Source organism: Murimonas intestini (assembly GCF_024622195.1).
GTDB classification, from domain to species: domain Bacteria; phylum Bacillota; class Clostridia; order Lachnospirales; family Lachnospiraceae; genus Murimonas; species Murimonas intestini.
Map to the genome: position 1 here is coordinate 16,915 of NZ_JANKBI010000006.1, position 21,032 is coordinate 37,946.

General features: G+C 47.5%; 13 protein-coding genes. All 13 read right to left on the reverse strand.

What is annotated here, in order from left to right; genetic code table 11:
• Window positions 1-82: 82 nt before the first annotated feature.
• The 13 genes from NSB28_RS11000 to tig all read right to left on the reverse strand — a co-directional run bounded on the left by NSB28_RS11000 (window position 83) and on the right by tig (window position 20,960).
• Window positions 83-943 carry a carbohydrate ABC transporter permease gene (locus NSB28_RS11000; RefSeq protein WP_109627272.1) on the reverse strand — a complete coding sequence of 287 codons (861 nt, stop codon included), beginning with the start codon at window positions 941-943 and terminating at the stop codon, window positions 83-85.
• 13 nt (window positions 944-956) lie between these two features.
• Window positions 957-1,844, reverse strand: coding sequence for a carbohydrate ABC transporter permease (locus tag NSB28_RS11005; protein WP_109627274.1), 888 nt, complete (start codon window positions 1,842-1,844; stop codon window positions 957-959).
• Window positions 1,845-1,934: 90 nt separating this feature from the next.
• Complete coding sequence (locus NSB28_RS11010) at window positions 1,935-3,323, reverse strand: ABC transporter substrate-binding protein (RefSeq protein ID WP_109627615.1); 1,389 nt, start codon at window positions 3,321-3,323, stop codon at window positions 1,935-1,937.
• A 103-nt stretch (window positions 3,324-3,426) separates the two neighbouring features.
• Window positions 3,427-5,205 carry a sensor histidine kinase gene (locus NSB28_RS11015; protein ID WP_109627276.1) on the reverse strand — a complete coding sequence of 593 codons (1,779 nt, stop codon included), beginning with the start codon at window positions 5,203-5,205 and terminating at the stop codon, window positions 3,427-3,429.
• Between the two features lie 214 nt (window positions 5,206-5,419).
• Window positions 5,420-6,847, reverse strand: coding sequence for a phosphoglucomutase/phosphomannomutase family protein (locus NSB28_RS11020; RefSeq protein ID WP_109627278.1), 1,428 nt, complete (start codon window positions 6,845-6,847; stop codon window positions 5,420-5,422).
• A gap of 13 nt (window positions 6,848-6,860) precedes the next feature.
• Window positions 6,861-9,251, reverse strand: coding sequence for a glycoside hydrolase family 94 protein (locus tag NSB28_RS11025; RefSeq protein ID WP_109627280.1), 2,391 nt, complete (start codon window positions 9,249-9,251; stop codon window positions 6,861-6,863).
• Between the two features lie 175 nt (window positions 9,252-9,426).
• Complete coding sequence (locus tag NSB28_RS11030) at window positions 9,427-10,059, reverse strand: TetR/AcrR family transcriptional regulator (protein ID WP_109627283.1); 633 nt, start codon at window positions 10,057-10,059, stop codon at window positions 9,427-9,429.
• A 1-nt stretch (window position 10,060) separates the two neighbouring features.
• Window positions 10,061-14,578, reverse strand: a complete 4,518-nt coding sequence (locus NSB28_RS11035) for an efflux RND transporter permease subunit (protein WP_109627284.1) — start codon at window positions 14,576-14,578, stop codon at window positions 10,061-10,063.
• An 89-nt stretch (window positions 14,579-14,667) separates the two neighbouring features.
• Complete coding sequence (gene yihA / locus NSB28_RS11040) at window positions 14,668-15,288, reverse strand: ribosome biogenesis GTP-binding protein YihA/YsxC (protein WP_109627286.1); 621 nt, start codon at window positions 15,286-15,288, stop codon at window positions 14,668-14,670.
• Between the two features lie 12 nt (window positions 15,289-15,300).
• Window positions 15,301-17,622, reverse strand: a complete 2,322-nt coding sequence (gene lon / locus NSB28_RS11045) for an endopeptidase La (RefSeq protein ID WP_109627288.1) — start codon at window positions 17,620-17,622, stop codon at window positions 15,301-15,303.
• Entirely contained in the window at window positions 17,619-18,905 is a 1,287-nt protein-coding gene (clpX, locus tag NSB28_RS11050; RefSeq protein ID WP_109627290.1) for an ATP-dependent Clp protease ATP-binding subunit ClpX, read from the reverse strand. The genes lon and clpX overlap by 4 nt, the downstream gene beginning before the upstream one ends.
• A gap of 116 nt (window positions 18,906-19,021) precedes the next feature.
• A complete protein-coding gene (clpP, locus tag NSB28_RS11055; protein ID WP_109627292.1) occupies window positions 19,022-19,603 on the reverse strand; it encodes an ATP-dependent Clp endopeptidase proteolytic subunit ClpP in 582 nt (193 codons plus the stop codon).
• Window positions 19,604-19,673: 70 nt separating this feature from the next.
• On the reverse strand, window positions 19,674-20,960 hold the full coding sequence (gene tig / locus NSB28_RS11060) for a trigger factor (protein ID WP_109627294.1): 1,287 nt from the start codon (window positions 20,958-20,960) through the stop codon (window positions 19,674-19,676).
• Window positions 20,961-21,032: the final 72 nt, after the last annotated feature.

Genomic DNA, 21,032 nt, shown 5'->3' on the forward strand with positions numbered 1-21,032 from the left:
TTTGAACAACCGGACGGGGCATTGCATTTATGCAACACCCCTGTCACGTCTAAATCATTATAACACAGGCAAATGCCTTTTGTCAGCCTTTAACAGCGCCTGCTGTCATCCCTTTGATGATATATTTCTGAAGGAAGATATATACAATGATGACAGGAACTACGATCAGTGTCACTGTAGCTGCCATAAGCCCGTAATTCGTTCCCTGCTGGGCCGTGATCATATTCAGAAGGGCTGTGATCGAATACTGTTTCGGTGTCCTTAAGAAAAAGCTCTGTGTAAACAGGTCATTGTAGCTCCACAGGAATGAGAAGATCATAACTGTTGCAAATGACGGCTTTGTCAGCGGAACTATAACCTGGAAGAATATCCTGAACGGTCCGCAGCCTTCCATAAACGCCGCCTCTTCCAATTCTATGGGCAGGCCCTTCATATATCCTGTAAGGATAACGATGGCGAATGAAAGGTTGCCCGCGATCAGCGGCAGTATGACAGAAACAAGCGAGAGCCACAGGCTGGAGGTATTTACGATACCCCAGGAAGCCTCCATGGCAAATACGGGAATTATAGTTGCAAAAACCGGGAACATCATCCCTGCCAAAACAGCAGTCATCATTACGTTTTTCAGCTTAAAATGATATCTGACCAGTGCAAAGGATGCCATGCCTGCAAACAGGACAACCGCCACGGCTACAATACCTGAGATTACAATACTGTTCCTGTAGGCTCCCAGGATGCCTATCCTTTCAAATGCCTGTTTGTAATTTGACAGTGTAAACAGGTCCCCTGTGGGAATCGCAAAGGAATTGGATACAATTTCATTCCTGTTTTTGAAGGAATTCAGAATTATCCAGAAGATCGGATAAATCGTTGTAAGTGCCCAGGCGGAAAGGATCACATAGATCACGCCTGTTGACAGGGATATATGTTTTTTCTTTTTCATTTTCCTCTCCCCCTTAATAATCTTTCTCTTTAAATATTGTATTTACTATCTTGGACACTATGACTCCCAGTATAACGATGACGATGGCAATGGTAGAAGCATAGTCAATATCCCCTGTGATCATAGTCTGATGGTACATATATGTGCCTGTCAGCCACGTAGCCCCGTTTGGCATTCCTGACCTGAACATGATCCATGGCAAGTCAAATACTTTCAGCGCTCCTGTGACAGCCAGAACCAAGCAGGTACAGATCACATTGTGCAAAAGAGGAAGCGTAATATATCTAACTCTTTGGAATTTCGATGCACCGTCTATAGATGATGCTTCATAAAGTTCCTCTGAGATATTGTTCAAACCTGTGATTAATATGACAAAGTAGAACCCTACGTACTGCCACATTACCGGAAGCATCATTGTAAATAATGCATAAGATTTATCTTTCCAGTCAATCAGCTTTGTAGCCCCGAAAAGCTCTGCAAACTGGTTGACCATACCTTTGTTGTATAAGAAGATCAGGTTAAATAAGAGTCCTAAAGCCGTAGCTGAGATAACGATAGGGAAGAAATAAACTGTACGGAAGAATTTAGCTCCTCTTTTTATATTGTCTACAAGCAGTGCCAGAATGATGGCGACACCCACCTGGCCTACGATTGTCACAACCATCATAATAAGTGTGTTGACGATCGCCGTCCTCATGGCTTTATCCTGGAAAAGCTTAACGTAATTGGAATACCACGGAGAATTCAGCCCTTTACTTGCATGTGCCAGGCCGGTTATGGACTGGAAACTGTTATATATATTCATCAGAAACGGATAATACAGATATACTGCCATAAACAGAAATGCCGGAAAGAGAAAAATCCACAGCGGCTTTTTATTTTTATAAATATTTGCACCCATTGTTCCACCCTCTTCATATTAAGGCCGGAGACTCAAGATTTTGCCTCCGGCCTTTTTTCTCTGATTAAAATAATTATACTGAGCTGTAGTTTACTGAGCAGCCTTTTCAGCCATCAGGTCAAGACTCTGCTGTACTGCATCTTCCGGTGTCACATCACCTGAAACGATAGCCGGCATTCCTGTGTCAAACATCGGAGTCCTGCAGTCCTGTGGAACAAGATCCTGTACAACTGCTGTAAAGGATGTTACGCCTGCCATCATTTCCATAGACTTTAACTGCAGTGAATTGAACTGTGATTTGTCAACATCAGGAGCAGCTTTTAATGCAGATGCTGTATGCTGTGCAAATCTGGCTACCATAGCGTCACTTGTCATATAGTTAACAAATTCTACAACCGCTGCCTGTTTTTCTTCATCTTCCCATGCATTTCTGGAGATAAAATATCCTTCTGAAAGGCCGCCCAGCACATCTGTTGCTTTTCTACCGTCTTTTGCCGGGAAATATGTTACTGCAAATTTATCAAGTCTCTCTGTATCCAGTGTGGACGGATCTTCCGGATCTGACTGGCAGTTAGTTGCAAGGCCGTTTACTCTCCAGGAACCGTCAACAAGGAATGCTGCCTTATCTTCCATAAACAGCTGGATTGTCTCTTCATCCAATGCTGAGAGTGTATTTTCAGGGAAATATCCTTTATCATAGAGATCCTTTATATCATTGAGTCCGGCTACCCATGCTTTTCCTGCCTCATCATCCACTGTCTCTGGTACATTCAGATGCGTTTCAGGTGTGTCATTGTTGAAAATTGAATACTCCCACCAGTAATGAGGTACGCTGCCAAGAGCTGCTGCTATAGGTGAGTATCCTTTTTCCTTGATTGTCTCACAGTCTGCCAGGAACTGCTCCCATGTATAATCCGGTCCCGGAACATCTATTCCGCAGTCTGCAAGTACTGTTGTATTTACAAACAATGCTTCCCAGTATCCGTTTACAGGAACAGAGTAGTTCTTGCCGTCAACCGGTGATGCACCCATACGTCCGTCATCCATATTTGACGCATATTCCGGATATTTCTCACGGATCTCGTCAATTGACATTACCTTGCCTGCCTCAACAAACTCATTTGAATCCACCCCATTGAAGTAGAAAAGTACATCTGATTCAGATCCTGTCTGGAAGTCAGCTGACACACGTGCTTTGAAAGCCTCATTAGCTGTACCGGACATATCGTTGATCGTATTGCCTGTAGCCTCTTCATAAGCTTTAACTGCATCCTGGAAATTCTTAACGTTTCCGTCTTCGCCTGCGAATGTTGTTGTTACATTCAGCTCTACAGGATTCTCAGCTTTTGTAAGCATTGATGTATCAAATTCCTCTGTCCCTGCTGCCTCAACTGTTCCCATTCCTGCTGATGCAGACCCAGCGATCATTGTTGCTGCCATTACTGTGCTTAATAATGCACTGACTACTTTTTTCTTCATTTCATTACCTCCCGGATTTTTTATATATTTTGTATACCTTGTGATTATATTATCGCGCATCCGCAGGCAATTTTGAATAACCCGTTCTGCCATTTGTTGTATTTTATTGTTCTTTTTGCCCCCTCTTAATAACAAGTCTTGCCCTGATCCGGTTTTCCCCGGCAGATCTGATGGTCAGGCCGCAGTCGGGGCCATACAGGATGCGCAGTCTCTGATTCACATTTGCGATTCCCAGGTTGCCTGATGACTCCTTACTGGTGTCATAATCAGGATCCAGCAGCCGCTCTATCTTCTCCTCATTTTCTTTTATCAGTGTCCCGCTGTTCTCAATATACAGGTAGAGGTAATTTTCCTCCATCTCTCCTGTGATCCTGACAATTCCTGAACCATTTGGCACGATTCCGTGCTCTATGGCATTTTCTATTACAGGCTGGAGAATAAGCCTGGGTACATAGCATTCCATCATATCCTCATCCAGCTCTTTCTCAATCGTCAGCCTCTTGCCCAGCCTCTCTTTTGTAATGTACAGGTACGCATCCACATATATCATCTCCTCTGAAAGCAGCACCTCGGGCCTTTTATGCCTGTCCATGGCCGCATCCATAAGGGTGGAGAGTGATTCTATCATCTTTGATACCTTGATATTTCCTTCCAGCCTTGCCTCCCAATTGATGATCTCCAGCGTATTATTCATGAAATGAGGATTAATGTGGGACTGCAGTGCCATGATCTTAGCATCGCGCAGCGCCAGCTCTTCTTCATATATATGATCAAACTGATACTTCAGGGTACTTGACATCTGGTTGAAGGATTCTGTAAGTGATATGAATTCTGTGGAACCAGGCTCGTCTTCCAGCTGGTACCCCAGATTCCCGGCCTTTATCTGGTCACCTGCCCTCACCAGTCCCTGGATAGGCACTGCGATCTGGGTGTTCAGCAGCCGCATAAGCAGCAGCATGAGGGGAATAAGGAATAACAGCATCCCCAGAAGCACGTACTGGTAACCGAAAAATGAGGACAGGGCTGTGGACTTGTCAGCCAGCATCACTGTGGAAAGCCTGTAATCACTTCCCCGCATAGAGTGGTAGACATAAAGGCCTTCACCGCTCCACTCGTAGCCTGACTTTTTGTCAGAGAGGTACCCCTGCTCTTCTTCATCTAATTCCCTCCCCTGGAGAGTGATCATTTCATCCTGAAGCATAATGGTGAGCGCTGACCCTAAGGGGAAGCTTGTCAGAGTACTGAAGCAGTAAGACATATTGATCCTCATTACCAGGGCTCCGATAGGCTCAAATCTGGAATCTATCAGATTCCTCACAAGATACAGCCGGCCGTTTACATATTTAAAAGCCACGGCTGTATCCAGCTCCCTGGCAGTTTCATAAATCTCTTCATGGTCATTTTTCCAATAGCTGTCGATCTGAGAGTAGCCCCCTCCTGCCCGGAGATTAAAAATACTTGTATTATGTTTTTCAGGATTGTCATAATACCAGAAAACAGTATCCATAAAACAGATATTTGACTGGTACTGAGCAGATATATATTCCCTCGTCACCTGCATGATTCCTGTCCACCTGCTGCTCTCCCAGTCTCCTTCCCCTTTATAGACAGTATCCCTGTATTTAAAGGCATTTTCTATCTCTTTGTCATAAGAAGCTTTTTTAGAATCCTTTACCGCATTGTTCAGCCTCTCCACACATATCTGGTCGTTAAAGGCCAGCTGGGCCTCCAGGCTCTGCGCCTTATTATCCGACCTGTTGCTCAGGATATAATATCCCATCCCCCCGATCACCAATACAAATGGCAGGAGCCAGCACATCAGTACAATGCCTATCATCCTCCCTCTGATGGAGTACATCTTTCTGTTTTCTCTTCTTCTCATATGAAATCCTCCCGCACCGCTCTTTCCCTTATACATTCCTTATATTTCTTATATACTATATATACGGCTGAATCCATTCTAGCATAGAATCCCCTGAATGGGCATAGCAATATTTTCTTATACCAAAAAGGAGAAGTGCCTGTAATCTATGATCTGACTTTTATCAGACAGATAGACCGTCACTTCTCCTTAAATCACCTATTTTTTATGAAGATCAAAGACTTAAAAACTCTTCAAATATCTCACACAGCCTGGCTGCGTCCTTTTTATCCGGCATCTCACAGAAGATACGCAGCAGCGGTTCCGTTCCTGAGAATCTTGCAATGATCCATCCGCTGTTATTGAAGTATACTTTACACCCATCCAGATATGAGACCTTTTCAATGGTAAAATCCATCTGAGGCAGAAGCTTATCTTCCATCAGTGTCTTATGGATCTCTTTCTTCCTCTCCTCAGTAAATTTATAATCTCTCTCTTCCATGAAGATAGCGCCGTATTCTTTCTCGATGTCCTCAGCTATCTGGGACAGCTTCTTGCCGGTCACTGCTATCATCTCGATCAAAAGAGCAGCCGCATAGATGCCGTCTTTGCCGTGGATGTGCCCGCGGACAGTCAGTCCTCCTGAAGATTCTCCGCCTATCACGGCATTTGTCTCCTGCATCTTGGAGGAGATATATTTAAATCCAACCGGGACCTCATAGCATTGCTCCCCAAAGCTCTCAGCAACCTTATCCAGCATATGTGTCGTGGCTACGTTGCGGACACACGGCCCTCTCCAGCCTTTATATTTAACAAGATAATAATACAGCAGCACCAGGATGTCATTTGGATGAAGGAATCTTCCCTTATCATCAATGACTCCGATCCTGTCCGCATCACCGTCTGTGGCTATGCCAATGTCACAGCCCCGGTCCAGCACATAATTCTGCAGTGAGCGGAGTGTCTGGGCATTGGGAGCCGGAAGCTTTCCGCCAAACAGTGTGTCATGTCTCTCGTGGATAGTCTCCACCTCACACCTGGCTATGGAGAGGATGGTCTTCAGAGAAGTCTGGCTGACGCCGTACATGGGATCAAGGGCGATCCTGAGGCCTTTTTCCCTGATCACATCCATATTCACAGCCTGAATAATATTATCGATATACTCATTCAGAGGATTGAACTCAATGACAAGCTTTTCGGCAACAGCTCTTTCATATGGCATGATCTCAATTTTCCCGCCCTCTGCCACACTCTGCTCTACCTCAGCTATATACTGTTCGATCTCCTTTGTCTGCTCTTCGTTGGCATCTCTGCCGCCCCGGGTAAAGACCTTGATACCGTTGTAAATAGCCGGATTATGGCTGGCTGTCACCATCATGCCGTAAGGCAGCTCATGAGCCATCACATAATACATGATGAGAGGTGTGGGAGATGAACGGTTCACGAACCAGCAGGTAATATTCTCAGCTGCAAATACTTCACATGCCCACATAACTGCTTCTTTTGAAAGAAAGCGTCTGTCATATCCGATACAGATACCCTTGTGGTCCACGTCCTCATTCTTCATTTTCACAGCCAGAGCCTTTGACAGCTTCTGGATATTCTCTCTTGTAAACTCATCTCCGATGACGGCCCTCCAGCCGCCCGTACCAAACTTAATCATTTTATTCGCTCCTTTATCCCATTATTATACGGACCTGATGCTTCGTTCCCGCTTCACAGGCAGGTATCCTGTCTGTTTTCTGTCCGTCCAGATAATACTCTTTGACACCCTTCATCACATGGTCAGGATTCTCCACCTGGATCTCGTAGAGCGCCCCTCTCCATACCCTCTGCATCCTGAAGCCGTCCCATTCTCCAGGAATACACGGATCGATCTCAAGACTGTCGATCTGGGGCCGCACACCGAGGATATATCTGGTAGCCGAGAAGTAAGCCCAGCCTCCCGTGCCTGTCATAAACGGATGCCTTGCCCTGCCAAATGCCGTGTGATCCTTGCCCACGATGAACTGGCAGTAGGAATAGGGCTCTGACTCTCTTATCTCGATCATGTCATTTTGATTATACGGGCTTAGTGCATCGTAAAATTTCATGGCCCTGTCTCCCCTGCCCAGGCGGCACTCCGCAGCCCACGCCCATGGGTTCGGATGGCTGAATATAGATGCATTTTCCTTCAGCCCCGGGTATACTCTTGTAACAAATCCTATATCATCATCCGGCTTTGTGTAGGCCGGGCCGTTGAGCATTATCCCATACGGTGAGTACAGATATTTATCCACGCTGTCCATTGCCTTCCTTCCCTTTTCAGGTGAAGCTGCCCCTGACAGGACTGCCCAGGCATTAGACTCCAGATGGATCTTTCCTTCCTCATCCGCCATGGTCCCTATCCGCTTTCCATTTTTTGTTACCCCGCGGATAAACCATTCTTCATCCCACAGCTTTGTGTCACAGACTTCTTTCACTCCGGCAGCCATGGCTTCATATTTCTCAATGTCCTCCCGGCAGCCCCTGTATCTGGCCAGCTCCAGGAAGTTCACAATTGCCCAGTAGTGAAGGAAGGACACCATTGCGCTCTCTCCCCCGCCCAGGTTCAGGCAGTCATTCCAGTCTGCGCGAAGTCCCTTGCATATGCCGTCCTCTCCTACCTGGCGGGCAGAGAAGTCAAGGATTTTCTTCATATGCTCATACACAGTTCCCTCTCCCTTATCAGCATATCCGTATACCTCATCCAGGAAAGAGAAATCCCCTGTCTCTTTTACATATTCCGTGATGGCGCTCACCAGCCACAGGGCATCGTCGGAGCAGGCATCATCCAGCCCGTGCACTACGTCCGCCCTGCTTGGCGTGGGCACTACAGTGGGGGATTTGAACGGCTTTACCTCAGTGTCCGGATCAAACCACTCAGGCTGGAAGAGATGCAGCCCGTAGCCCTCAGATACAAGCCCCCGGAGCAGCTCTACGATCCTCTGTCTGCATTTTTCAGGATTTGAATGGGGGATGGTCATAGCATCCTGGGCTGTATCCCTGTAGCCCAGTCCTGTACGTCCTCCCACCTCTATAAAGGATGCGAACCTGGAGAACATGACATTAATCTCTGCCTGGTACAAGGTCCATGTATTGATCAGTGTATTCATCCCCTCATTAGGAGTCTCGATCTGCAGCTTTTCAAACTTCCTGTCCCAGAATTTTCTCAATTCCTCATATGCGGCATCCACACGGGCCATATCGCTGTACTTCTCCCGCGCTTTTATTCCCTCTTCCCGTCTTCCCTCTCCCAGGATAAAGACAAACCTGACTTCCTCCTGAGGTTTAAGCACAAACTGCTTCTGAAGGGCTCCGCAGTGGTTATTTCCCTTCTCAGATCCGCCTTTGCAGCTTCCCTGCTCTACAGCGATGGGATTATCCTCTGTCCTGTATGGGCCGATAAATCTGTCCCTGAGACATTCAAAGCTGTCAGGTTCGAAGCTGGCTGTAAAATACTGGAACCCGAACTCTTCATAGAACAGGTCATGTTCGATCACGCCGTTTTCATAGGAGGAGCCTGCAGCATACATGCTCATCTGGAAGTTCTGGTTATCCATCTCAATATGATGGAATGAGAATTCACAATAGGAGAATGCGCTTATCGTCCTCTCCTTATCATCTGTATTTTTTATCCTCACGTCCCAAAGCTCCGCATTTTCCCCAATAGGCACCAGCAGTGTCTGGGATGCCTGAATCTTATCATACTCACACTCATAAACTGTATATGACATGCCGTGGCGGCATGAATATCTGGCCTTGTCCAGGGGCTTTCCCACCGGCTGCCAGGAAATGCTCCAATAATCCCCGCTCTTGTCGTCCCTCAGATACACATAATGCCCCGGCCTGTCCATAGGCACTGAATTTGCACGGAACCTGGTTACCCTGTGGTACTGAGGCGTCTTGTAAAACATATAGCCCCCTGCTGTATGGTTCACTACGGCACACATATTTTCCACTCCGATATAATTCGTCCAGGATACCGGCAGATCTACTCTGTCAATGACATATTCCCTTCTGTCGTTGTCAAAATGTCCGTATTTCATTCCTTCTCCTCCTTTTGCTCTTATAGCTTAACACTATTATAAACTCCTGCCTTCACCTTAGGAATAGCCGTTTCTGTTAATATTTGTTCAAACTTGGTAACTAATTAAAAAACGCCGCACCATCATTTATTATCATGATGGTGCGGCGCCCCGCTCTGTATTTAACTGTAAGCTGTCATCCTCCGATGATCTTCAGGATGTTCCTGTAAATAAATGCTTTCTCTTCCTCCATGGAGAGCTCCTCCGCCCCCAGCCCGTTGTCCAGGTAGTACCAGAAAGCCAGCACCTGGGAGAAGAGGGCATTTGCTGTACAGTGAAGAGGCAGTTCACATGATGATGCTCCTTCCTTGACAGCCTGGTCCCGGAATTCTCTTATGAATTTCTCTACCTCGTCCTGGTATACATTACATTTTACAAACTTCTCCATGAGCTCCTGTCTCATGACTATAGCCTGCATGTGGAAGCACAGATACTGCATCCAGTTGCTTCTGCTGCCGTAATTGGCCTCAATATTGTTAAGCAGTGTATATATTTTATCATGGAGATTGTCCTTTTCCCCTATGCCATGCACCAGAACCTGTATCTCTCTCTGTATGTGATAGAGAAGGGCTTTTGCGATTATTTCTTCCTTGCTGCTGAAATAATCATACGCCGTTCCCTTTCCGATACCTGCTTTTTTCGTGATATCCAGGACGGTGATATCATTCAGGTCCATTCCCTGGCTGATCAGCTCACCTACAGCATCATACATGGAGATGACCTTAGGAGATGAGAGGTTAAAAAAATCCTGCAGTTCTTTTTCCAGCATATCAGATCTCCTCCTCTGTCATATCCTTTTTCCTGTTGAATATATCATAAATACACGGCACAACAAAAAGAGTCAGAAGCGTTCCGTAAATCAAGCCGCCTATAGTTACGATCGCCATAGGCTGCATCATATCTGCCCCCATTCCCATTCCGGCAGCCATAGTTGAAAGTCCCAGCACTGTAGTCATAGCTGTCATAATGATGGGGCGCAGCCTTGTCCTGCCCGCTTCCGCAAGCGCCGCCCTCTTTTCCATCCCTTCACGGCGCAGCTGGTTCGTATAGTCTACCAGCACGATACCGTTATTTACAATAATACCTGAGAGCATGACAAATCCGATCATGGCGATGACGCTCACAGGGCTGCCCGTAATATAAAGGCCGAAAAGTCCACCCGTGAATGCCAGCGGTATGGTGAACATGATGATAAAAGGTGACAGCAGTGACTGGAACTGGGCAACCATGATCAGATACATGAACACAACCGCCAGGCCGAGCATCTTGAATACTTCGCCCATAGCCTCATTTATTGTCTCATCCTCTCCCGCCATCTCTACGGAATATCCCTTGGGGACATCATAATTCTTCAGCTCTTTTTCAATCTCAGCTGAAACAAGCCCTATGTTGTGGTCTTTGTCGATCTCGCCTGTCACTGTCAGATAACGTGTCTGGGCCTCCCTGCGTATTGACGTAAGCCCTTCCTTATCCTCAAATGTGACGATCTCACTAAGCGGCACGTCTTTTTCTTTGCCCCCGGCATCTTTCCCTGTAATAGTTAATTTTTTAATGTCTTCTCTTGTGAGCTCCTTATCAGTTCCGTTTACAACCATGACAGAGTAATCTTTAGCATCCGCCGCCAGAGTGGTGGCTGATCTTGCATCAGCAAGCTTGCCCTGAAGGAGCTGGTAAACCTGGGCTGTCGTCAGCTGATATTTCATAGCTTTATCCTTATCAACCTTAAGCCTCAGCTCCATCTCTTTTTCTTCCACACCATCTGAGACATTTGCCACGCCTTCTGTATTTCCTACAATAGCTGCCACATCAGCTGCTATTTCCTGAAGCTTGTCAAGCTCACGTCCTTTGATCTTAACTGAGATCCCGGAGCCGCCCAGGGCAGACATATCCATATTTGAAGTCTGGACATTTACCGTACATGCCAGGTCCTCTGTCTTCTCCAGAATCGCCTCTGTGATCTCATCATTAGTGAGTTTTTTATCTTCTTTGAGCAGCACATACATGGTGGCTTCATTATCGCTGGAGCTGCCGCCCATCATGCTGCCTCCGCTGCCGCCTGCCATGACGCCGATATCTGTCACATCTTCAATGGTGAGAATACGCTCCATGACCTGATCAGCCATTTTCCCTGTATCCTCAAGTGTAGCTTCTTTGCCCAGCTCTATTCCCACAGATACCTGCGTACTCTCCATTTCCGGCATGAAGGCTGTTCCTCTTGAGACAGCCAGCACACCGCTCACTACAAGCAGCGCCACTGCCGCCAGAAGGACAACAGCTTTAAATCTGAGAGCCAGGGTAATGAGATGTCCGCAGCCATTCTGCAGCTTTTCAAAAAATCTGCTCTTCTTTTCAGCTGTCTTTTTCAGGAGTCCCGCACCCATCATAGGGACAAGCGTCAGCGCGATCAGAAGGCTGGCCAGCAGTGAGTAGGCGATTGTAAGACCCATATCTACAAACAGCTGTCTTGTGATCCCTTCCGTGAATATGATAGGCGCAAATACGCAGATCGTAGTCAGCGTGGAGGCAGCTATGGCTCCTGACACCTGCCTGGCCCCTTCTACCGCCGCCTTCCTGGCCGACATTCCCTGGTTCCTGAGCCTGAATATATTTTCAATTACTACGATTGAGTTATCTACCAGCATTCCTATTCCAAGAGCCAGCCCTGACAGAGAGATAATGTTCAGGCTGATCCCGCTGAAATACATGAGCACAAGCGCCGTCATGATACTGATCGGAATGGAGAAGGCGATTACTATCGTGGGCCTGATGCTCTTCAGGAACAGCAGCAGGACTATAACTGCCAGCGCCGCACCAAAAAGCATATTCTGGAGCACGGAGCTCACCACCATATCGATATAGACTCCCTGGTCCATCAGGGTGATAATATGTGTGTTATCCTGCTCCTCCATAATTTCCTGGAATCTGGCCTTGATCCTCTTAGATACATCGCCAGTGGAATATCCTGACTGCTTCTGCATAGTAAAGAGTATGCCTGCATTTCCATTTATCTTGGCATAAACCTCGCCGCTGTTATCTGTCACAGTTACATCTGCCACATCCTCCAGCCTCACAGGGTTAACCCCGTCCATATGCATGTCCAGAAGCTCCAGATTCTTAAGCTCCTCTGCATCTGCCAGCTTGTCTCCCACACGCACCAGATAATCGATGCCCTCTTCTGTCACATAGCCTGCGGGCATGCTGAAGTTCTGGGCCGCAAGGATCCCTTTTACCATATCCGCCGTGACGATATCTGTCAGGTCGGCGCTGTCATATGCTGTCTCCTTCTGGCTTTTCAGCTGTTCCTCTGCTGCGTCCAGTTCTTTTTCACCTGTCTCCAGCTTGACTTTTGTAGTTGCCATCTGGATAGACGCCGACACCTGCTGCTTATTCAGCTCTGCCACTGCCTGGGACACAGTTGATTTCCCTGATGCTATCTGGGATTTTGCGCCCTCCAGCTGCGCCTTGGCTGTATTTAACTGCTGCCTTCCTGCTTCCAGTTGGGCCTTTCCCGCTGCGATCTGCTCTCTGCCCTTATCGATCTCAGCCTGCTGCTCCGGAATCTTCTCCACGGCCTCCGCAAGCTTTTCTTTCCCCTTTGTAAGCTCAGTCCTGGCCGCTTCCAGCTCTGCTTTCTTATCCGCTATCTGGCTTTCATCGATCCCAAACTCCAAAAGGCCGGCCTGTATAGCTGCTATCCCCGCATCTGCCTGGGCGATCTGGGCCTGCAGCTGGGCGATATCGGCAGTCTGTCCCGGGTTGATATCCGGCATTTCCGGTACCGCAGGCATCTGCTGTGTGCCCTCCGTACTCTTCTCTGTATTACCTTCTGTGTTTCCCTCTGTGCTTCCTTCCGCCGGACTCTCTGTCATGGCCGCCGCACTGGCTGCAGAAAATCCCCCCGGAGCGTCTGCTCCCTGGGCTGAAGCATTCACAAATACAGACTGGCCGCCACTATAGCCCGATGTCATTGACATATCCGCCGCAGATGAAGTCTGGGCTTCCGGAGTTCCTTCTGTCAAAGGCTGCTGGATCTCCGGTGCTGCCTCTGTACTGTCAGGCTGAGGCGGTACCTCTATACTGCTGGGCTGGGGCAGGGCTTCTGTGCTGTCAGGCTGAAGCGTGGCTTCTGTGGCTGCCCCCGCATCAGTACTGCCTGTCTCCGGCGCTCCTGTCCCCGCATCAGGGCTTCCTGTCTCCGGCGCCCCCGTCTCCGCATCAGAGCTGCCAGTCTCCGGAGGCTGGGGCTGGCTGCCCGCTCCAAGTGCATCAAGTGTGCTCTGTGCCGCATCCCTGGCCTGACGCAGGGCACTCAACTGGCCCGGCGCCTGCTCCAGCATCTCTATGGCTGCATTTAGCTGGGCCTCCTGTGCGTTCAGCTCCTCCAGCTGGCCCGGAAGTGCATCCAGCTGCTTTTGTCCTTCATCCAGTACACTTTCCTGGCTTGTCAGAAGCCGTTCAGATGTCTCCAGCTCCTGAAGCTTTTCTGCTATTGTCTGCAGGCTGGAATCTATCTGTACTTCATTCTTAATAAGCTCAGCCTGGCCGGTACTGATCTGTCCCTGGGCGCTGGAGGTACCTGATACAAGCGCATTTTCTCCCTCCTCAAGCTGTTCTTTTCCCTCTTCGAGCCCTTTTCTCGCCTCACTCATCTCTTCCTCGGCGTCAGCAAATTTCCTGTCCAGAGATTCTGTGATCTGGCGGTTTACTTCATCAATCTTCTCCTGACGTATCACTACCCGGATCTGCTCCTCCACATTGCCTGAGGGTGTCACAGAGGCTACGCCCTCTATACTTTCCAGTTCCGGAAGTATCTTCCCCTCCACAAAATCTGTCAGCTCCGCGCTAGTCATATCGCCGGCTTCAAGGGCCGCCACCATAACAGGCATCATATCAGGATTCAGTTTCATGATAATGGGACTGCCTATAGTATCGTCCCAGTAACCCTTGATCTGATCCAGGCTCTCCCTCATCTCGATCGTGACAGCATCCATATTGGCAGACTGGGCAAATTCCAGGATTACCGTGGACATATTTTCACTTGATACAGAAGTTACATTTTCAATATTGCTGATCGTAGCCATCGCCTGCTCCACAGGCCTGGTGACTACTGTCTCCACCTCTTCCGGGCTGGCGCCCGGGTAGGTAGTCATGACAAGTGCATAGGGCAGCGTCATGTCCGGCAGCAGATCCGTCTTCATGCTGGTAAATGACACGATCCCAAGGATCAGCACCAGCACCACACCCACCACAACCGTATATGGACGCTTTACACTGAATTTTGATATCATAATTCTTCTCCTCTATTATTTCCGTCCGACCGGTCGGTCGGATGATTTTAAAAAGTAAAGCGGACTGCACCGCTTTACTTTGACTTATATTAATTCTCAGAGTCTGAAACCCCGGATGCACATTCGGGTTTGATCTTCTGTTCGATCACTTCCCATATTTCTTCCCTTCCCTGCTTAGTCTCAGCTGAGAATGGAATTACTGCAGTGCCCGGCTTTACATCAAGACCATTTTTTACCATCTTGATATGTTTTTGGATCTGGCTTCTCTTGATCTTATCCATTTTAGTGGCAATAATGATCGGCTCATATCCATTGTACAAGATCCAGTCATACATCATTTTATCATTTGCCGAAGGCTCATGGCGTATATCTATCAGAAGAAATACTGCCTTCAGCTGCTCTGAACCGTGCAGATACCGCTCGATCAGCTTTCCCCACTGATCCTTGGCCGCCTGTGACACCTTTGCATATCCATAGCCCGGCAGATCCACCAGATACAATTCATCATTTATATTGTAGAAATTTATTGTCTGTGTCTTACCTGGCTGTGCGCTGGTCCTGGCCAGCGATTTCCGGTTCATAAGCGCATTGATCAGTGATGATTTTCCTACATTTGACTTTCCTGCAAAAGCGACTTCCATCTTTTCATTCCTGGGAAGCACGCTTGTAATGCCGCAGACTGTCTCAAGCGCTACATTCTTTATTATCATATCCAGATACCTTTACTTTCTGACAAGAGCAGCCGGCAGAACATCCTTCATAGATTCCACAAAACGGATGTCCAGACCTCTCTTGATCTCTGACGCGATCTCTTCCACGTCCGGCCTGTTCCTGGCAGGTACAAGAACGATCTTCATGCCTGCATTTTTGGCCGCCAGCAGTTTCTCCTTGAGCCCGCCTATGGGGAGGACCCTGCCACGGAGCGTGATCTCACCCGTCATAGCTATATCTGCCCTGACCGGTATCTCCGTTATGGCAGAAAGCATGGCTGTCGCCATCGTAATTCCGGCAGAAGGTCCATCCTTCGGCACTGCTCCCTCCGGAATATGTATGTGGATGTCATTTTCCTTAAAGAACTGCCCTGTTATGCCATATTCACCGCTCACAGAACGTATATAGCTGATCCCTGTCTGCGCTGACTCCTTCATCACATCGCCGAGCTGGCCTGTCAGAAGAAACTCTCCTTTGCCGGGCATGATATTCACTTCTATTTCCAGAGTATCACCGCCCACGCTGGTCCATGCCAGCCCCCGGACAATACCTACCTCATCGGCCTTGTTCAGCATATTGACACTGTATATCTCTTTTCCCAGATATTTTGACAGGCTGTTCTCTGTCACCTTCACCTGGGCCTTTTTATTTTCCAGTATTTCCCTGGCGGCCTTGCGGCAGATATCTCCAATCCGCCTCTCCAGCCCTCTCACTCCTGCTTCCTTCGTATAGCCGGAAATGATCTTCTTCAAAGCCCCGTCACTTATAGTGAAATTTGCATTTTCCAGGCCGTGCCTCTCGATCTGCTTATCCACCAGATGTTCCTTAGCTATATGAAGCTTCTCATTTTCAGTATAGCTGGATATCTCTATCACTTCCATCCTGTCAAGGAGCGGCCTTGGGATACTCTGAATATCATTTGCAGTTGCAATAAAGAGCACCTCCGACAAGTCAATAGGTATCTCCACGTAATGGTCACGGAACTTATTATTCTGTTCAGAATCCAGTACCTCCAGCAGCGCAGAAGAAGTATCTCCCTTGTAGTCACTGCTCACCTTGTCGATCTCATCAAGGAGCATCAAGGGATTTTTAACTCCTGCCATCTTCATCCCGTTTGCGATGCGGCCCGGCATAGCACCCACATATGTCCTTCTGTGGCCTCTGATCTCTGCCTCATCCCTGACTCCGCCAAGGCTGATCCTGACATATTTCTTATTGAGAGCTCTGGCAACTGAGCGGGCTATGGACGTTTTACCTGTACCGGGAGGTCCTACAAGACACAGGATCGGGCTGTCACCTTTTTTAGTCAGGATACGCACAGCCAAAAATTCCAGGATGCGCTCCTTTACCTTTTCCAGTCCGTAGTGGTCCGCCTCAAGTATGTCCCTGGCATTTCTCAGGTCTTTGTTATCCTTCGACGCCTTATTCCACGGAAGCTCCAGAAGAGTCTCTATATATCCCCTGATCACTGCGCTTTCCGATGAATTATTGCCTACATTCTTAAAACGTTCTACTTCCTTTGCTATCTTTTCCTTTACTTCCGGGGAAGCCTTTAATTTCTTCAGTTCTTCCGCAAAGTGGTCCGCATCGGAGATCGTGGTGTCCTCACCAAGTTCTTCCCTGATCACCTTGAGCTGTTCTCTTAACAGGTATTCTTTCTGGCTCTTGTCTACCTTCTCCTTCACCTTCATCTGCAGCTCTTTTTTGATCTGCATGATCTGGACTTCATTGCTGAGTATCAGACAGAGAAGCTCGTAGCGGTCGCCTAAGCTCACCGCTTCCAGAATCTTCTGCTTTTCCTCATAATGAAGGGGGATATTAATAGATACCTGGTCTATCAGTTTGTCCAGCTCCTCCAGCTCAAGGAGCTGATGAACCAGCTCCTTGCTCATTTTTGCATGTTCAATACTATATGCCTGAAAGATCTCCTTCAGATTGCGTACCATCGCCTCATAGGCCGGGCCAGTCGGAAGGCTTCCGTCATCAGCCGGGAAACAGGCGATCTCCGCTTCCAGATACCCTGCAGCCTCATCCATATCCAGGAGCTCTGCCCTGTCGGTTCCCTCCACAAGGACACGGAAAATATTTTTAGGCAGTTTAATGACCTGCCGGATCTCTGCCAGGGTTCCAATCTTATATAAATCATTTATTGCCGGCTCATGAGTATCGGGATCCCTCTGTGTCACCACAAAGATCTTCTGATCCCTCAGCATAGCCTCCTCTACAGCTTTTATCGACTTATCCCTGCTGATGTCAAAATGGACGATCATAGACGGCAGGATAGTCATCCCGCGCAGGGCAACAGCCGGTATATTTTTTAATACTTCACTCATGCAGTTTCTTCAATCCTTTTTTTCTTGACACTCCGGCCGGGCAGCAGCTCTTTATGGATCAGTTTCGGCTCTCCCGTTCCTTCAATAGTGTCTTTTGTCACAACACATTTCTCAATAGTTTCATCTGACGGCACCGTATACATGATATCCATCATGGACTTTTCCAGAATAGCTCTGAGCCCTCTGGCGCCTGTCTTTCTCTTCAGTGATTTCTCAGCCACGGCTATAAGAGCCTCATCCTCGAATTCCAGGACTACGCCGTCCATCTCAAACAGCTTCTTGTACTGCTTCACGATAGAGTTCTTCGGCTCCTTCAATATTTTCAGCAGTGCTTCACTGTCCAGTGAATCCAGGGAAACCACCACGGGCACACGGCCTATGATCTCAGGGATCATACCGAACTTGACAAAATCCTGGGGAAGTACCTGCTTTAACAGTTCTCCCACATTTTTATCCTTCTTATCAGCAACAGATGCATTAAAACCTATGGCTTTCTTATCCAGACGGCCCTCGATGATCTTCTCCAGGCCTTCAAATGCTCCGCCGCAGATGAAAAGAATATTTGTAGTATCAATCTGAAGCAGTTCCTGGTGCGGGTGTTTCCTGCCTCCCTGGGGCGGCACAGATGCAACCGTACCTTCCAGGATCTTCAGCAGCGCCTGCTGGACACCTTCGCCTGACACATCACGTGTAATAGACGCATTCTCAGATTTTCTTGTGATCTTGTCTATCTCATCTATATATATGATCCCATACTCAGCTCTTGGAATATCATAGTCAGCGGCCTGAATGAGCTTTAACAGGATATTTTCCACATCCTCGCCTACGTAACCGGCCTCTGTCAGAGCTGTGGCGTCTGCGATCGCAAAAGGCACATTCAGCATCTTTGCCAATGTCTGTGCCAGAAGCGTCTTACCTGAGCCTGTCGGCCCCAGCATCAGGATATTGCTCTTCTGAAGCTCCACACCGATCTCCCTGACAGCAGTCACCCTCTTATAGTGGTTATATACTGCCACAGCCAATGCCTTCTTTGCATCATCCTGCCCGATGACATAGTCATCGAGAAAGCCTTTGATCTCTTCCGGCTTCATCAGATTGATAAAACCTTCTGTATCAATATCGTAGTCATCGTCCAGTTCTTCCTCCACGATCTCAGAGCATATTTCAATACACTCATCGCAGATATACACTCCGTCAGGACCTGCAATCAGCTTGCGGACCTGATCTTCTGATTTATTACAAAAAGAACATCTTACTTTCTGTTCTCCAATTTTCCCTGCCATTTCTTCACCTCATAAATATATTTCCTAAGGTAACCGGCCCTCATCGGCCAGTCCATTATTTCCTAAGTTGCATTAAGACCCCCGCCCATCTGAGCAGGAGTCTTATCTTATGCTTATTACCTGTGTGCAATCACACTATCGATAATCCCGTATGCCTTTGCTTCTTCCGCACTCATATAATGGTCTCTTTCAGTATCCACTTCGATGACTTCCAGAGGCTGTCCGGTGTTTGCCGCCAGTTCCTGATTCAGTTTCTTCTTTGTCTGCAGGATCTGATCTGCAACTATTTTAATATCTGTTGCCTGTCCCTTTGCACCGCCTGAAGGCTGGTGGATCATAATCTCAGCATTGGGAAGCGCAAAACGCTTTCCTTTTGCTCCGCCCGCCAGAAGGAAGGCACCCATACTGGCTGCCATACCCATACAGATTGTGGAGACATCGCATTTAATATAGTGCATTGTATCATAAATCGCCCATCCGGCTGAAACAGAACCTCCCGGACTGTTGATATACAAATGTATATCCTTTCCCGGATCCTCGGATTCCAGGAACAGCAGCTGCGCAACTATTAAGTTGGCGCTGACATCGTTAACCTCTTCTCCAAGGAATATGATCCTGTCACTTAATAATCTTGAATAGATATCATAGGATCTTTCGCCTCTGCTTGTCTGTTCAATGACATATGGCACTAAGCTCATGATGATTCTCCTCTCATAGAGCTACCATCCGCTGCGCGGCCAGTAAACTCTTAAATGCCTTTAATTTCAATTAAACCTCTTTAGCTGCCTCAGTTACAAGAGCAACTGCTTCCTGGATAGCCAGATCATTCTTCATCTGGTCTCTCTCAGCATCGCCCATAAGTTCTTTTAACTTATCAGCTTCCATCTTATACATTTCAGCCATCTTGGCGATCTCTTCATCCATCTTTTCATCGCTGATCTCAATGTTTTCAGCTTTAGCAACAGCTTCTAATACAAGGCTGTTCTGGATACGCTTCTCAGCTTCCGGCCTCATCTGCTCAAATAACTTCTCTGCTGTCATGCCTGTGAACTGGAAGTACTGCTCGATGGTAAGTCCCTGTGACTGGATCCTTCTTGCGAAATCATCTGCCATCTGTCTTACCTGCTCGTCTACCATTGCACCCGGGATCTCCATCTCGGCATTTTCAACGATCTTGGCAACAACCTTGTTCTGTTTAGCTGTCTTAGCTTCAGCAGCCTTTTTCTCAGACAGGTTCTTGCGGATGTCTTCTTTGTATTCTTCCATTGTCTCAAATTCAGACACATCTTTAGCAAAATCATCATCTGCTTCAGGAAGCTCTTTTACTTTGATCTCATTTACTTTGCATTTAAATACTGCTGCTTTTCCTGCCAGCTCTGCTGCCTGGTACTCTTCTGGGAAAGTCACGTTAACTTCCATGTCTTCGCCCAGCTTAGCCCCTACAAGCTGATCTTCAAATCCCGGGATAAAGCTTCCGGAACCGATAGTCAGGCTGTAATTCTCGCCCTTGCCGCCGTCAAATGCAACCCCGTCAACAAATCCTTCGAAGTCTAATTTGATGATGTCGCCGTTTTCAACAGCTCTGTCATCTACATCGATCATTCTGGAATTGTTTTCTCTCTCTTTGTCGATCTCCTTCTGGATCTCTTCATCTGTCACTTCAACAGGTGTCTTTTCAACTTCCACACCCATGTAATCACCTAATGTGACAACAGGCTTAACAGCAACTTCTGCTGTGAAGATGAAAGTCTTGCCTTTTTCAATCTGAACCACGTCAATCTTAGGACGTGACACGATATCCAGTTCACAGTTCTCTATTTCCTTTGCATACGCTTCAGGAATCAGCTCATTTGCCGCATCTTCATAGAAAACTCCCTTGCCGTACATCTTTTCGATCATAGCAAGAGGTGCTTTTCCTTTACGGAATCCCGGCATAGAGATCTTGCCTTTATTCTTCTGGTATACTTTCTGGATTGCATTGTTAAAATCTTCAGCGGCTGTCTCAATTGTCAGCTTCGCCATGTTCTTCTCTAACTTCTCTACCTGTAAACTCATGTTATCCTATTTCCTCCTTGATTCTTATATGAAAAGCTTCAGGCACAGCTAAAGCCTAAACTGCCTAAACTT

Excerpts from the sequence above, each read along its gene's own strand:
- NSB28_RS11000 (WP_109627272.1), bottom strand. The coding sequence starts at position 943 with ATGAAAAAGAAAAAACATATATCCCTGTCAACAGGCGTGATCTATGTG.
- NSB28_RS11005 (WP_109627274.1), bottom strand. The coding sequence starts at position 1,844 with ATGGGTGCAAATATTTATAAAAATAAAAAGCCGCTGTGGATTTTTCTC.
- NSB28_RS11010 (WP_109627615.1), bottom strand. The coding sequence starts at position 3,323 with ATGAAGAAAAAAGTAGTCAGTGCATTATTAAGCACAGTAATGGCAGCA.
- NSB28_RS11015 (WP_109627276.1), bottom strand. The coding sequence starts at position 5,205 with ATGAGAAGAAGAGAAAACAGAAAGATGTACTCCATCAGAGGGAGGATG.
- NSB28_RS11020 (WP_109627278.1), bottom strand. The coding sequence starts at position 6,847 with ATGATTAAGTTTGGTACGGGCGGCTGGAGGGCCGTCATCGGAGATGAG.
- NSB28_RS11025 (WP_109627280.1), bottom strand. The coding sequence starts at position 9,251 with ATGAAATACGGACATTTTGACAACGACAGAAGGGAATATGTCATTGAC.
- NSB28_RS11030 (WP_109627283.1), bottom strand. The coding sequence starts at position 10,059 with ATGCTGGAAAAAGAACTGCAGGATTTTTTTAACCTCTCATCTCCTAAG.
- NSB28_RS11035 (WP_109627284.1), bottom strand. The coding sequence starts at position 14,578 with ATGATATCAAAATTCAGTGTAAAGCGTCCATATACGGTTGTGGTGGGT.
- yihA (WP_109627286.1), bottom strand. The coding sequence starts at position 15,288 with ATGATAATAAAGAATGTAGCGCTTGAGACAGTCTGCGGCATTACAAGC.
- lon (WP_109627288.1), bottom strand. The coding sequence starts at position 17,622 with ATGAGTGAAGTATTAAAAAATATACCGGCTGTTGCCCTGCGCGGGATG.
- clpX (WP_109627290.1), bottom strand. The coding sequence starts at position 18,905 with ATGGCAGGGAAAATTGGAGAACAGAAAGTAAGATGTTCTTTTTGTAAT.
- clpP (WP_109627292.1), bottom strand. The coding sequence starts at position 19,603 with ATGAGCTTAGTGCCATATGTCATTGAACAGACAAGCAGAGGCGAAAGA.
- tig (WP_109627294.1), bottom strand. The coding sequence starts at position 20,960 with ATGAGTTTACAGGTAGAGAAGTTAGAGAAGAACATGGCGAAGCTGACA.